The sequence below is a fragment of the Streptomyces sp. DH24 genome (genome assembly GCF_029813775.1).
GTDB lineage: Bacteria > Actinomycetota > Actinomycetes > Streptomycetales > Streptomycetaceae > Streptomyces.
The window spans coordinates 16,817-30,554 of sequence record NZ_JARVKW010000039.1; the positions used below are offsets into that span (position 1 = coordinate 16,817).

Consider the following 13,738-nt stretch of genomic DNA (forward strand, 5'->3'; position numbering starts at 1 on the left):
GAGCCGACGGTTCCCGTTCGATTACAGTGCTGAGCGCTCGTACGTCCGACGGTGCCCCGGGAGGTCTGGGTGGGTGCGACAGCCGGCGCCGTCTGGGGCCGTACCGAACAGCAGGACTTCCGCAGCCGGGTGCGCGGAACCCTGCTCGGCGTGGCCCTCGGCGACGCGCTGGGCGCCCCCGTCGACGCGCTGGACATCGAGGCCGTCCGGGCGGCCTACGGCCCCGAGGGAATCCTCGGACCCGCCCCCGCCTACGGCAGGCGCGGCGCCGTCACGCATCTCACCCAGCTGACCCTCTTCTCGACGGACGGCCTGATCCGCGCCCAGGTGCGCCGCGACACCGGCGCCTGGCACCCGCCGACCGATCTGCACCGCGCGTATCTGCGCTGGGCGGCGACGCAGCACGACTGGGGCCCCGACGAGCGCCGCAAGGACGACGGCTGGCTGGCCCGCCAGGAGTGGCTGTACGCCCGCCGGGACCCGTCCCGCGCCCTGCTGCTGGGGCTCGGCGACGCGACCATGGGCACCCTGGACGCGCCCAAGAACCCCGGCGAGGCCGGTCCGGAGGCCGCCGCGCGCTCCGCGCCCTTCGGACTGCTCGTCGGCTGGGAGCCCCAGCTGGTGGCGCAGCTCGCCGTGGAGTGCGCCGCGCAGACCCACGGCCACCCCGTGGGCTACCTGGCGGCGGGCGCCTACGCCGTCATCGTGCACGGGCTGGCCCGGGGCGAGAGCCTGGACGGCGCAGTGCAGCGGGCGCTCGCGCTGCTGGCCGCGCTGCCGGGCCACCAGCCGGTGTCGGACGCGCTGCAGCGAGCGCTGGGCGCGGTACGGCAGGGCATGCCCACCCCGGCGCGGGTCGCGGAGCTGGCCGGCGAGGGCACGGCGCAGGGCCTGGTGGCCGTGGCCGTCTACTGCGCGCTCGTCGGCGAGGACGTACGGCACGGGCTGTGCCTGGCGGTGAACCAGGACGGCCCGTCGGCCGCGGCGGGCGCGCTGACCGGCGGCCTGCTCGGCGCCCTGCACGGCGAGACGGCCCTGCCGCCGGCCTGGCTGGCCGAGCTGGAGGGCCGTCCCACGATCCTGGAGCTCGCCGACGACTTCGCGATGGAGATGACGCAGGGCCCGGCCCTGCACGGCCCGGCGGGTTCGTCGCCGGCCTGGCTGGCGCGTTACCCGCGGGGTGCCTGACCGGGCCCCGGTCCGTTTCCGTCAGTCCTTCACCGCGGTCGGCACCGTGTCGTCCGCCCCGGACGCCTGGGCCGGGACCGCGGCGGCAGCGCCGTCGCCGTCGGTGTTGAGCCGCTCGATGATCAGGTCCCGCTCGGGGGTGTCCTCCGGCTTCAGCCGGCCGATCAGGATGTACAGCACGAGCGACACGGCCAGCGGGATCGACACCTGGTACTGGAGCGGCACGCCGCCCTCCACGTTCCAGTGGATCGGGTAGTTGACCAGCCAGAAGGCGAGCAGACCCGCTCCCCAGCTGGTGATCGCGGCCGTCGGTCCGGACCGCCGGAACTGGCGCAGCAGGCCCAGCATCATCGGGATCGCGATCGGGCCCATCAGACCGGCGACCCACTTGATCACGACGGTGATGATGTCCTTGAACGTCGGCGAGTTGACCTGCGTCGCCACCGCCATGGACAGGGCGAGGAACGCCACCGTCGTCACGCGCGCCGCGATCAGCCCCGAACGCTCGCTCCAGGCCCGCGCCCTCGCCGACAGCACCGGCGCCACGTCCCGCGTGAACACGGCCGCGATGGCGTTGGCGTCGGAGGAGCACATGGCCATGGTGTGCGAGAAGAACCCGACGATGACCAGGCCCAACAGGCCGTGCGGCAGCAGCTGTTCGGTCATCAGGGCGTAGGAGTCGGACCCGTCGGGCTTCTGCGACTCGACCAGCAGCGGCGACATCCACATCGGGAAGAACAGCACCAGCGGCCAGACCAGCCACAGGACCGCCGACAGCCGCGCCGACCGTGCGGCCTCGCGGGCGTTGGGCGTCGCCATGTAGCGCTGGGCCTGGTTCAGCATGCCGCCGTTGTACTCGAACAGCTTGATGAACAGGAACGCCAGCAGGAACACCGTGCCGTACGGTCCGACCAGCGGTTCGGCGTGACCCTGCAACTCGGGCTCGTCCCAGACGCCGAAGAAGCCGCCGTGGTCGCCGAGTTCGGCGAGGACCGCGAAGAACATGGCGAGACCTGCGAGGAGCTGGATGACGAACTGCCCGAGCTCCGTCAGGGCGTCCGCCCACAGGCCGCCGATCGTGCAGTAGATGCCGGTGACGACACCGGTGATGAGGATGCCCTGGTTCAGGGAGATGCCGGTGAACACCGACAGCAGCGTCGCGATCGCGGCCCACTTGGCGCCCACGTCCACGATCTTCAGCAGCATGCCGGACCAGGCCAGCGCCTGCTGGGTCTTCAGGTCGTAGCGGTTCTTCAGGTACTCCAGCGGCGAGGCCACGTGGAGGCGTGAGCGGAGCCGGTTGATGCGCGGCGCGAACAGTTTCGAACCGATCGCGATGCCCAGGGCGATGGGGAACGACCAGGTGACGAAGGACGTGACGCCGTAGGTGTAGGCGATGCCCGCGTATCCGGTGAACATCACTGCGCTGTAGCCCGACATGTGGTGCGAGATGCCGGAGAGCCACCAGGGCATCCTGCCGCCGGCCGTGAAGAAGTCGCTGACGTTGTCCACGCGCTTGTGGGACCAGACGCCGATCGCGACCATCACCGCGAAGTAGCCGATGAGTACGGCCCAGTCGAGACTGTTCATGTGCCCCCCTTCCAGGGTCCGCCTTGTGAACTCCGCTCAGCTGGTTGGCACTTCGCCTGAGCGGGGTAGGGGCGAGGAAGGCCGCGAAGTGCCCGCTCATCGTGGGTGCGACGGAACGGGCGGGACAATGGCGCGACAGGTCAAGAGCGAGTAAAAAAGTTCTCCTCGCTGACCTCCGTTCACGCCTATGAACAATCAGAAGGCGTCGCGGGCCCGTGGGAAGGGGGAGTGGGAAGGCCTTACCGCAGCTCCTCGGGACACGGTGTCCCGCGCGGCAGCTGATAGGGCGCCGCCAGCCGGTAGGTGCCCGGCTTCGGCGCGAGCAGCTCCGTCCACCTGTCGCCCTCGGCGTCCTCCTCCGTCTCCGACAGACAGCCGTTGACGTTGTCGTACGTCTTCGGCGTGCCCTCGGGACGGTTCCGGGAGGCCTCCGTCTCCCGCGGCGGCGCCAGGCTCCTGCCCTCGTCGTCGACGATGCTCAGCCACGGCGAGTACGGGATGCGGATCAGGATCCGGCCGGCCCGCCGCACGTCGACGGTCACCTCGCCCTGCTCGGCGCGCAGCACGGTCGCGTTCGGCTCCGCCAGCGGCGTCGGGTCGGTGACCTCGAACAGCTGCCAGTTGGCGTCGCCCCAGATCTGCTTCAGATACGGCAGACCCCGCTGCACCAGCTCCCGCTCCCGCTCACCGCCGTCACCGTCCGGCTGGTCCTTCGGCACCACCACGAAGTGCACCGCCCAGCGCTTCAGCCACTCGTGGTAGTTCGCCGAGTTGAGGGTGTCGTCGTAGAAGAGGGGGTTGCGCTCCATGTCGGCCTGGCGGTTCCAGCCGCGGGCCAGATTGACGTACGGCGCGAGCGCGGACGCCTCGCGGTGCGAGCGGGCCGGGACCACCTCGACGCGGCCCCGCTCGGCGCGGACCTCCTGCAGTTCGTTGACCAGCGGCGCCAGCTCGCGCGACCAGGACGCCGCGGGGGCCGTGTGCACGACGTCGTTGACCGCCTTGACGCCGATCCACACGTTGAACCCGAGGAACGACACCACCAGCGCGTACCACTTGCGGCTGCGCGGCACCGTGAACGGCAGCGCCGCCAGCAGCGCCACCCCGGCGAACAGCATCGCCAGCCGCGTGATGTTGGACCCGATCTGCGAGCTGATCAGCCACACCAGCACCACCGACAGCGCGTACACCCCGGACGTCAGCCGGACCGTCTTCCAGTCCCGGGGCACCAGCACGCACACCAGCACCGAGAACGCCAGCGGCAGGATCACCGACGCGTACGACATCGGCTGCGTGCCGGAGAACGGGAACAGCCACGCCGACACCGCCACCACCGCGGCCGGCGCGAGCCCCAGCGCCCACGCGCCCGGCCGGCGCCGCTGCAGGAACAACGCGACCGCGACCAGCCCCACGAACAGACCCGCGACCGGCGACGCCATGGTGGCCAGCGCAGCCAGCGGCGCCGCGCACAGCGCCTTCGCCCAGCGCCGGTGGCGCCAGCGGTACGGCCAGCAGAACACGACGGCGACCGCCCCGAGCGCGAACACCGTGCCGAGCCCGAACGTCACGCGCCCCGACGCGGCGTTGCAGAACAGCGCGAACACGCCCGCCAGCGCGGCCCACAGCGGATTGCGCACCGACCGGCTGCGGATGAGGACCATCGTCAGCAGCCCCGCCGACACCGTCCCCGAGATCATCATCGTCGTGCGGACGCCGAGCACGGACATCAGGTACGGCGACACCACGCTGTACGACACCGGGTGCATCCCGCCGTACCAGGCCAGGTTGTACGCCGAGTCCGGGTGCCGGCCGACGAACTCGGCCCAGGCGTCCTGCGCCGCGAGGTCTCCGCCACTGTTCGCGAACGTGAAGAACCACAGGATGTGCAGGGCACCCGCCAGGGCCGTCACGGACAGCGCCGGATGCCGCAGCAGACGCTCGCGCAGGGCCAGGAAGGCGGTCTTCGCCGGGGACGCCGGCTCCGCGCGACGGCCCGGGTCCCCGCCCTGGGAGCCGGCGTCACGGTCGGGGCTCCTCGGCCCCGCCGAGCCCGGTGGGTCCTCCGGACGCGGCGAGTGCTTCACGTCGTCCGGCCCTTCGAAGTCACCGTCCGCGCGGGGCGCGGGCACGCGTATTCGCGAGCCGGATCCCGGGTCCGGATCGGCGTCGTCGGCGCGTGTCGGCTCCGCAGTGGCCACCTGAAGGCACTCCCCGTGTCCCGTCTTCTCTTCTCGGCCGCGTCCCGTTCCCGCCGTGTTCACGGCTGCGTCGACCCGACCGGCGACCTGCCCCGATTCGCGACGCTAGCACGCACCCCGCCGAGGAGCCCCTCGGCGGGGTGCGGCGACGGCGGTCCGGCGGTCCGGCCGCCCCGTCCGGTCAGGTGATGCGGGTCAGCTTGTCCGTGAAGCCCGGCTCGACCAGGTCCGCCTGGAGCGCCACCGGGACCTTGACGGCACTGCTCGTGCCGTCGCCGACCGTGAGCGTGCCGACCACGGTGCCGGCCTTCGCGGTGTGCGGCAGGTCGGTACCGGCGAACGTCAGCTTCACTGACAGCCCCGCCCAGCCGACGGCCTTCACGTCCTCCGTGACGGCGACCGGCGTCCGGCCGCCCAGACCGTCGTCCGCGTACCCGACGACCGTGCCCTTCTTCAGGATCGTCGCCGACTCCAGCGCGTCCTGCGCCGCCCGGATCAGCCGGTCACCGGCGGTGAGGGCGGCGGACAGGATGGTGTTGTCCGTACCGCCCGCCGGCTGGCGCACCACGGCACCGACGATGGTCCGCGTCTCGCCGCCGATCTCCTTCTTCGCCGCGAAGACGAGGTTGCCGAGCGCGGAGGTGGTGGTGCCGGTCTTGATGCCGACGACGCCGTTGTGCCCGACCAGCTGGTTCCAGTTGGAGTGGTTGACACCCTTGTAGTCGTCGTACGACATCATCGCGGCGACCTCGCGGAAGACGGGCTGCTTCATCGCCGCCTTCGCCAGCTTCACCTGGTCCACGGCCGTGCTCACCGTGGTGTTGTTCAGCCCCGACGGGTCGGTGTAGGTCGTGTTGGTCATGCCGAGGTCCTTGGCGGCGTCGTTCATCTTCGCCACGAACGCCTTCTCCGAACCGGCGTCCCAGCGGGCGAGCAGCCGCGCCACGTTGTTCGCCGAGGCGATCAGGATGCTCTCCACCGCCTCCCGCTCGGTGATCGCGTCACCGGCGGTCACCTTGACGGTCGACTCCTGCCCGGCCTCCGACTGGTCCTCGGCGGTCTGGTCGATCTTGATCTTCGGCCCCTCGGCGCCGCTCTTGAGCGGGTGGTCGCGCAGGATCAGGTACGCCGTCATCACCTTGGCGACACTGGCGATCGGGACCGGCTTCTGCTCACCGGACGAACCGAACGAACCGATGCCCTGCACGTCGAGGGCGGCCTGACCGGCCGTCGGCCACGGGATCTCGACCTTGCCGCCGTCGAAGGTGTAGCCGTCCTGCGCGGTGAGGTCGAGCGTGGGCTGCGGCAGCGGGCGCACGGACTGCACGACCGCAAAGACGATCACCAGCAGCAGCACCAGCGGCGTCCAGATCTTGACCCGGCGCACCAGCGTCCGCAACGGCGTCTCCGGCGGCGGCGGCGTGTTCGTCAGCTCCGCCAGCAGGTCCAGCGGCGGCTTCGGCGGCAACGGCTGCTGCGTCGTCCGCTCGGGCCCGAACTGCGGCACGGGCCGCGTGGCGTCGGCGGCCGGCCGGGGCCCGTCGAGAGGCCTCAGCGCGACGAACCGGCTGGTGCGCTCGGCATCGGCGACGGGACCGCTGCCCGGCGGCTCGGCCTTGGCGTTGTCCTCGGCCCCGGGCTGGGGCGCCGGGCCGGGCTTCGACCCGGACTTCGACCCGGGCTTCGCCCCGGACGCCGGCTTGCCGTCGGAACCGCGCTCCGCCGCGTCGCCGAGCTTCAGCATCGTGGTCGGCTGGTCCACGGCAGGCCGTACGGCCTTGAAGACGGCGGTGGGCTGGTCAACGCGCCGCGCGCCGGGCTTCCCGCCGGAGCCGTCGGCATCGTCGGCGTCGTCGGTGTCCTCGGGGCTTTCGGGCTCGGCACCGCCGGTCGCGGGCTCGGCGTCCTCGGGCTCGGCGTCGGTGTCGGCCCCGGACCGGGGAGCCCCGCCGTCGGTGTCCGCCTCGGGCGTCCCGTCCTGAGCGCCGGTGCCGGTGCCGGTGCCGCGTACGGCGTCCTCGGGCTCGGCCTCCTCGGAGGCACCGTCGGTCGTGTCGGCGGCAGGGGCCTCGTCGGCCTCGGCGCCGGCGTCGGCCTCCGGAGCCTCGTCCTCGGCGTCGTCCTTCGCCGTGGTGGCGGGCGCCGGGGTCACGCGGTCGCCGTCGGCGTCCTCGGGCGCGCTGCCGTCGGCGTCGTCGTCGGCGCCGTCCCGCGACGCCTCGGGAGCCTCAGGGGCCCCCTGAGCGCCCTCCCCGGCCTTCTCGGAGCTCCTGCCCCTGTCCGCGTCCTTGTCCGCGTCCTTGTCCGTGTCCGCGGAGGCCACCCAGGCCGCCACGGCCTCCCGCAGCCGTCCGTCACGCGTGGCGTCGTCCGCGCTCCGCCCGTCGGCGGCGTCAGCGGCCCCTGCGGCGTCCTCGGCGGACGCGGACGCCTCGGAGGCACCCCCGCCGTCCCCGGCGCCGTCACGGCCGTCCTGGCCGCCCCGGGCGTCCGCCCTACCGGCGTCACCGTCCGCGCCCTCCGCGGCGGCCTCCCGTACGGAGAACACCTTCGTGGCCGTGTCCGCGGCGCGGCGCGGCTCGGTCGACGGCTTCGCCGCCTCCCGGGCCACCGCCAGCCGGGGATCGAGCCTCTCTCGTGCCGACTCGCTCCTGGCCTCGGGAACCGGACCCGCGCTCCCCGACGTCGGTTGTTCCGACGACTCGCGCTGCCTCGACCTGTCGGGGGACTCGCCCGCCACCGATGCCTCCTCCATGCCGCACGCACTCCGTGCGTTACCGAACTGTGAGCCGCCGCCCGGACACCACCGGCACCGCCGCCGAAGGCCGCAGCACCGCTGTCCGAAGCATGTACCAGTGTCCTGTGTGCGGGCCTGCCCCGGGCGGTAGACGAGAACGACATACCTGCCGGTTCCCTTACAAACAGGTCACGCACCCTCGACAGACCAATGTGAGAGGGGTCACCCTGTCATTCATCCACGCGGGGAGGCATGGATGGGCAGGAGCCGCAGAACACTTCCGGAGGAGCTTCTGCTGCTGGCGCTGGACCCGGCCACGGGTACCACCGCACAGCCGCAGTCGCTCGACCTCGGTCTGGCCGGAGCACAGCTAGTGGAGCTGGCGCTGGCCGGACGGATAGCCCCTGACGGGGATCGTATCGCCGTGGTGCAGCCACGGCCGACAGGAGATCCAACACTGGACTGCGCGTTGGAGTTGCTGCGAAGGCGTGGCGCTCCCGTGCGTGCCGTCCACTGGATCGGCGGACCCCGCCTGGGGCTCCGCCAGACCTACCTCTCGCATCTGGAGCGGTGCGGCATGGTGCACGCCGTCGCCGGCCAGATGTGCGGAGTGCTGCCGACGACTCGCTATCAGGCGACGGACAACGCGATCAGCCGTGAGATCAGGGCACGGCTGGACTCCGCGATCCGCACCGGCGTACCGCCGGACCCGCGGACCGCGGCACTCGCCGCGCTCGCGCACGCGGTCGGTCTCGGCAAGCACCTGTATCCGGGGAACGAGGGACGCTCGTCCCGCTCCCGGCTGCGGGACCTGATCAGGCACGACCCGATGGGCGGCCTCGTGGCGCACGCCGTGATGGACGTCCAGAACGGCGTGGCGGCCCAGCCGCGCCGCAGCGCCCCACCGGCGGGCCGCCAGGCCACGGCCGGAGGCAGGGCCGCCCCGGCCCCTGCCCGCGGGGTGCCGATGCAGCCGCACCGCGGAAGCGTGGCGCGCGTCGTGGCCCACTGAGCCGGAGGCGAAGCGAGCGGAACAGCCACTTACCTCGCACCACGCACCACACGCACCGCAGCACCGTGCACCGCACCGACGCCCGAAGACCGGTTCGGGAGCCGCCGGTCCGCGCGGGGCGGCAGGACCGTACGTCCGGACGACGACGCGGTCCCGCCGCCCCGCGCGGTTGTGTGCGGCCTTGAAGTCGCGCTTACGCAGGGCATATCCACCGTTTCCCAGCGGTAGTAAGCACCTTGGTGGCAGTCTGCTCAACAGCAGATACGCATAGTGGCAATTTCGAGGCACGCAGCCGGAGGTGCACGTCCCGTGGCGTCCAATGTCAATCCCACCGTCAGGCGGCGCCGGCTGGGCCAGGAGCTGCGCAGACTCCGCGAGCTCAAGGGCATGACGGCCGAGGAAGTGGCGGAACGGCTGCTGGTGTCGCAGTCGAAGATCAGCCGCCTGGAGAACGGCCGGCGCAGCATCAGCCAGCGCGACGTCCGCGACCTGTGCGGGGTCTACGAGGTCGAGGACCAGCGGGTCGTCGACTCGCTGATGCAGATGGCGAAGGACTCCCGGCAGCAGGGCTGGTGGCACGCCTTCGGCGACATCCCGTACAGCGTCTACATCGGCCTGGAGACCGACGCGGAGTCGCTGCGGGTGTACGAACCTCAGATCATCACCGGCCTGCTGCAGACCCGTTCGTACGCGGAGGCCATCATCCGGGGCGGCTCGCCGGAGACGTCGGAGACCGAGATCGAGAAGCGGGTGCAGGTCCGGCTGCGCCGGCAGGACCGCATCACCGCCAAGAAGGACCCGCTGCGCCTGTGGGTGGTGCTGGACGAGGCGGCGCTGCACCGCGTCGTCGGCGACAAGCTGGTGATGCGGGAGCAGTTGGAGCACGTGGCGGAGATGTCGCAGCTGCCGCACATCACGGTGCAGGTGCTGCCCTTCGCGGTCGGCGCGCACCCCGGGCTGAACGGCCAGTACTCGATCCTGGAGTTCGCGGACGCGGCCGACTCCAGCGTGGTCTACATGGAGGGCGTCACCAGCGACCTCTACCTGGAGAAGGCTCCGGACGTGCAGAAGTACACGGTGATGTACGAGCATCTGCGCGCCCAGGCGCTGAACGTGGAGGAGTCCCGCCGGCGCATCGAGGACGTGGCGAAGGAGTACGCGCGCTGACCCGGCGCCGGCCCCGGGGCTGAGAGGGCGGGGATGCTACACCCCGCACAGGTCCGGCAGGAAGGCGCACCTGGAATATGCCATCCGGTCGAGTGAATGACTGCTCCGATCGGGGAGCTTGGCGAGTAGCGTCGATCACGCCAACGATCAGCAAGGGTTGGCGTAAACCGAACCGCGGGATTCCGGCCGGGACCCCGCGGGCCGGTGACAGCGACTCAGCAACTGGCTACGGAGCAAACATGGCAATCCAGCAGGGCGCCACGCACGCGTGGACCAAGTCCTCGTACTCCAACAACAACGGCGCCTGCGTCGAGGTCAAGTCCCCCACGACCGCGGCGCTCGCGGTCCGCGACTCCAAGGTTCCCGAGGGCCCGACGCTGGCCTTCCCGAGCACCGCGTGGAACGCCTTCGTGGCGTCGGTCAAGGCGTAACGGGAGGTCTTCCCTGACCCTGTCCGAACCACCGGATGATCCGCGCGATCGCCGCGACACACAAGCGATCCACGCGAAGGACAACTGCATAAGCACCACAGAAAGAGCCCTCTCGACGAGCTCGCCGTCCTTGCCGAGAGGGCTCGGCACGTCGCCGCCTACTCCGCCCGCACCGGGAACGCGACGCCGCACACCGGGTCCCCGGCCCCGGCCGCGCCCCGGTCCAGCCGGCCCAGCGACGCGCCGATCCACGCCGGCAACTCGTCCGCCGGCGTGTGCCGCTTCTCGGCGATCACCACCTGCTCGGGCACGTCCGCCGTCTCGACCACGAACGTCCCGAACATCTGGGGGCTCCTCCCCGACAGTCGTCCACGGAGGTACTCGGCGAGCGTCCGCTGCCCCGCGACCCGCGACCGCGCCTCGACGTCGGCCCAGAACGCGGCCGGCCGGTCGCTCCGCCCTGCCCGAGGGGCAAGGTCAACCGGGTGCGCGGCGGGGCGGCGGGGTCAGCCGGCGAGCTGCGCCTCGATCGCGGCGACGACCTCGGCGGACTCCGGTTCGGTCTTCGGGGCGAACCGGGCGACGACCTTGCCGTCCCGCCCGATGAGGAACTTCTCGAAGTTCCAGCGGACGTCGCCGCTGTGCCCCTCGGCGTCGGCGAAACCGACGAGACGCTCGTACAGGGCGTGCCGCCCCGCGCCGTTCACCTCGACCTTCTCGGTCATCGGGAAGGTCACGCCGTACGTGGCCGAGCAGAACTCGGCGATCTCCTCCGCGTCGCCGGGCTCCTGCCCGAGGAACTGGTTGCAGGGCACGCCGAGCACCGTGAAGCCCTGCCCGGCGAACCGCTCGTGCAGCCGCTCCAGCCCGGCGTACTGCGGGGTGAGCCCGCACTTGGACGCCACGTTCACGACCAGCACGACCTTGCCCGCGTACTGTCCGAGCCCGGCGGAACCGCCCTGCAGGGCACCGATCTCGACGTCGAGGGGAGAGGAGCCGTTGTTCTGTGTAGTGGTCATGGGCGGATGCTAGCGGCGGCAAACGCCGGGGCGACCGGCGGGCCGGTCCCGCGCCCCCGCCTCACGGCCGCGCGGCGTCCGGGCCCGCCGCCTTGACGAGGACCTCACCGGCGGCCGTCCGCGAATACAGCACGGACCGCCCCGCCCGCCGCCGCTCCACCAGACCGGCGTCCAGCAGCACCCGCAGATGCCGCCCCACCGAACCGAGCCCCTGCCCCGTCACGGCGACGAGATGGCTGGTGCTCATCGGGGAGCCGAGCAGCACGAGCACCCTGGCCCGGGCGGCCCCGAGCAGCGCGTCGAGGCTCGCGGGCGCCGCCCTGCCGCCGCCGTCGGCGAGGACACCGGAGCAGGCGTAGACGACGGCGTACCGTTCGGGCTCCTCCCAGGACACCCAGCCGGTCCTCGGGGTGACGGGGACGAAGACGAGCTCGGCGCCGTGGATCTCGCGCGGCGGATACTCGTGCAGGTTCACCTGGAACCGGTTGTTGCCGAGCCACCGCGTCCCCGGCCGCAGCGCGTCCAGCACGCCGGCCCAGCCGCCCCGGCCGACCTGGGCGGTCCGCGCGACGACGTCGGCCTCCAGGACGCGGCGCCTGCGGTCCCAGTACGGCAGTACGGCCCGGTCCCAGACGTACTCCAGGAGCGCGGCGGCCCGTTCGGGCAGGTCGTCGCGGTGCAGCGGATCGGGCAGCGGCCCTTCGAGCGAGAGGCGCAGATGCGCGCGGGCCGCGTCGGGCGCGGCGGCCCGGACGCGGGCGACGCCCTCCTCGAAGGTCTCCCCGTCGCGCGGGGTGGGGGTGAGGAAGTCGGCGATCCAGGACCGCCCGAGCCCGGATCGCACCAGCAGCGCGGTCACCGGATCGGCGGCCAGCAGCCGCAGGTAGCCGGGCCGGTGGGCGTCGAGCCAGGCGCGTTCGCCGGGGTGGGCGGCGACGCCGGAGTGCAGCAGCTTCAGAGCGGCGAAGGTCTCGGCGAGGGGGGAGATGACGAACCGGCTCCGCGCGAGCGTGTCGGCACTGACCTGCCACCAGCCCAAGACCCCTCCATGTTTCGCGCCGGAGCGAAACACTAACAACGGCCGGACGGGCTCCCCAGACTCCCCGCATGCGCAGCGACTCGGCCGAACCGGCCACCTCGGGCCTTGCGAGCTACTCGGACCTCTTCCGCACCAGGGAGTTCACCCCGTTCTTCGGCGCGGCGTCGGCACAGGGCGTGGCCCAGACGATGGGCGGCCTGGCCCTGGGCACGCTGGTGTACCGGGCGACGGACTCGCCGCTGCTGTCGGCGCTGAGCATGTTCGGCGCGTCCCTGGCACAGGTGCTGGGCGCGACACTGCTGCTGTCGGCGGCCGACCGCCTGCCCCCGAGGGCGGCGCTGACCAGCCTCTCCCTGGCCTTCGCGGCGACCACGGCCCTGATGGCCGTACCGTCCCTGCCGATCTGGGGCATCTTCGCCGTCCTGCTCGTCAAGGGCCTGGCGGCGTCCGTGGGCGGCGGCGTCCGCTGGGGCCTGCTGAACGAGATCCTCACCAAGGACGGCTACCTGCTCGGCCGTTCGGTCTTCAACATGATGAGCGGCGTCACCCAAATCACCGGCTACGCGACCGGCGGCGCCCTGCTGGCGCTCCTGTCCCCGCGCACGATCCTGCTGCTGTCGGTGGCCCTGTACGCGGCAGCGGCCGCGACCCTCCACCTGGGCCTGCGGACCCGCCCCCCGAGGGCAACCGGCCGCCCCTCCCTGAAGACGACCTGGCGCACCAACGCCCGGCTCTGGTCCTCCGCCCCGCGCCGCCACATCTACCTGGCCCTGTGGATCCCCAACGGCCTGGTGGTGGGCTGCGAATCCCTCTACGTCCCGTACGCCCCCGCATCGGCGGGAGCCCTGTTCGCGTGCGCGGCCCTGGGCATGCTGGCCGGCGACGTCCTGGTGGCCCGCTTCCTGCCCGCGAGGACGAGACGCCGCGCGGGCATCCCCCTGCTCCTCCTCCTGGCCGCCCCGTACACCCTCTTCGCCCTCCACCCGCCGCTCCCCGTCTCGGTGTTCCTGGTCACCCTGGCCTCGGCCGGCTTCGGCGCGAGCCTGGTCCAGCAGGAACGCCTCCTCGACCTCACCCCACCCACCCTCACGGGCCACGCCCTGGGCCTCCACTCGTCCGGCATGCTCACCATGCAGGGCGTGAGCGCGACCCTGGCCGGCACCCTGGCCCAACTGACGTCCCCGGCCTGGACGATGACGACCCTGGCGACGACATCACTGGCGGTCACGGGGGCCCTGGGGTGGGCGATGCGGGGGGAGGGGGCCGGGAGGGGCGGGGGTGTCGGTGGCCTGCCGTAGCGCCCCGCCCGCACCTCCGGACCGGCGACGCAGGCGAAGAAGCCCACGTCCGAAACCCA

10 protein-coding genes and 1 pseudogene are annotated in these 13,738 nt (G+C 72.3%); 5 read left to right on the top strand and 6 right to left on the bottom strand.

Going from position 1 to position 13,738, the window contains the following annotated elements; genetic code table 11:
* Positions 1–69 precede the first annotated feature (69 nt).
* Positions 70–1,188 (top strand): ADP-ribosylglycohydrolase family protein, encoded by a 1,119-nt coding sequence (locus tag QC282_RS25890; protein WP_279551968.1) that lies wholly within the window; start codon positions 70–72, stop codon positions 1,186–1,188.
* 21 nt (positions 1,189–1,209) lie between these two features.
* Here the strand turns inward: QC282_RS25890 and QC282_RS25895 are convergent, their stop codons facing one another.
* From QC282_RS25895 to QC282_RS25905, 3 genes are all read right to left on the bottom strand, one after another.
* The gene (locus QC282_RS25895) at positions 1,210–2,778 is read right to left on the bottom strand and encodes a Na+:solute symporter (protein ID WP_279551969.1); all 1,569 of its coding nucleotides are present in this window, start codon (positions 2,776–2,778) and stop codon (positions 1,210–1,212) included.
* A 239-nt stretch (positions 2,779–3,017) separates the two neighbouring features.
* Entirely contained in the window at positions 3,018–4,976 is a 1,959-nt protein-coding gene (locus tag QC282_RS25900) for an MFS transporter (protein WP_279551970.1), read from the bottom strand.
* A gap of 181 nt (positions 4,977–5,157) precedes the next feature.
* Positions 5,158–7,731: a D-alanyl-D-alanine carboxypeptidase gene (locus QC282_RS25905; protein WP_279551971.1), complete on the bottom strand. Its 2,574-nt coding sequence runs from the start codon at positions 7,729–7,731 to the stop codon at positions 5,158–5,160.
* A 238-nt stretch (positions 7,732–7,969) separates the two neighbouring features.
* Here QC282_RS25905 and QC282_RS25910 point away from each other — a divergent pair, with 238 nt between their 5' ends.
* From QC282_RS25910 to QC282_RS25920, 3 genes are all read left to right on the top strand, one after another.
* Entirely contained in the window at positions 7,970–8,725 is a 756-nt protein-coding gene (locus QC282_RS25910; RefSeq protein ID WP_279551972.1) for a GPP34 family phosphoprotein, read from the top strand.
* A gap of 309 nt (positions 8,726–9,034) precedes the next feature.
* Entirely contained in the window at positions 9,035–9,892 is an 858-nt protein-coding gene (locus QC282_RS25915) for a helix-turn-helix transcriptional regulator (protein ID WP_279551973.1), read from the top strand.
* A gap of 239 nt (positions 9,893–10,131) precedes the next feature.
* Positions 10,132–10,323: a DUF397 domain-containing protein gene (locus QC282_RS25920; RefSeq protein WP_279551974.1), complete on the top strand. Its 192-nt coding sequence runs from the start codon at positions 10,132–10,134 to the stop codon at positions 10,321–10,323.
* A 221-nt stretch (positions 10,324–10,544) separates the two neighbouring features.
* On the opposite strand, the pseudogene QC282_RS25925 reads toward QC282_RS25920, so the two are convergent.
* The 3 genes and pseudogenes from QC282_RS25925 to QC282_RS25935 form a co-directional block, all read right to left on the bottom strand.
* Positions 10,545–10,766, bottom strand: a pseudogene (locus QC282_RS25925) (MerR family transcriptional regulator); the annotation flags it as partial.
* A gap of 63 nt (positions 10,767–10,829) precedes the next feature.
* On the bottom strand, positions 10,830–11,342 hold the full coding sequence (locus tag QC282_RS25930; RefSeq protein WP_279551975.1) for a glutathione peroxidase: 513 nt from the start codon (positions 11,340–11,342) through the stop codon (positions 10,830–10,832).
* A gap of 61 nt (positions 11,343–11,403) precedes the next feature.
* Positions 11,404–12,381 (bottom strand): ArsR family transcriptional regulator, encoded by a 978-nt coding sequence (locus QC282_RS25935; protein ID WP_279551976.1) that lies wholly within the window; start codon positions 12,379–12,381, stop codon positions 11,404–11,406.
* Between the two features lie 68 nt (positions 12,382–12,449).
* Between QC282_RS25935 and QC282_RS25940 the strand changes: the two genes are divergently transcribed.
* Positions 12,450–13,679: an MFS transporter gene (locus QC282_RS25940; protein ID WP_279551977.1), complete on the top strand. Its 1,230-nt coding sequence runs from the start codon at positions 12,450–12,452 to the stop codon at positions 13,677–13,679.
* Positions 13,680–13,738: the final 59 nt, after the last annotated feature.

Bases quoted from the DNA above. Each gene is read 5' to 3' on its own strand.
- QC282_RS25940 (WP_279551977.1), top strand. From the start codon at position 12,450: ATGCGCAGCGACTCGGCCGAACCGGCCACCTCGGGCCTTGCGAGCTAC.
- QC282_RS25910 (WP_279551972.1), top strand. From the start codon at position 7,970: ATGGGCAGGAGCCGCAGAACACTTCCGGAGGAGCTTCTGCTGCTGGCG.
- QC282_RS25905 (WP_279551971.1), bottom strand. From the start codon at position 7,731: ATGGAGGAGGCATCGGTGGCGGGCGAGTCCCCCGACAGGTCGAGGCAG.
- QC282_RS25895 (WP_279551969.1), bottom strand. From the start codon at position 2,778: ATGAACAGTCTCGACTGGGCCGTACTCATCGGCTACTTCGCGGTGATG.
- QC282_RS25920 (WP_279551974.1), top strand. From the start codon at position 10,132: ATGGCAATCCAGCAGGGCGCCACGCACGCGTGGACCAAGTCCTCGTAC.
- QC282_RS25930 (WP_279551975.1), bottom strand. From the start codon at position 11,342: ATGACCACTACACAGAACAACGGCTCCTCTCCCCTCGACGTCGAGATC.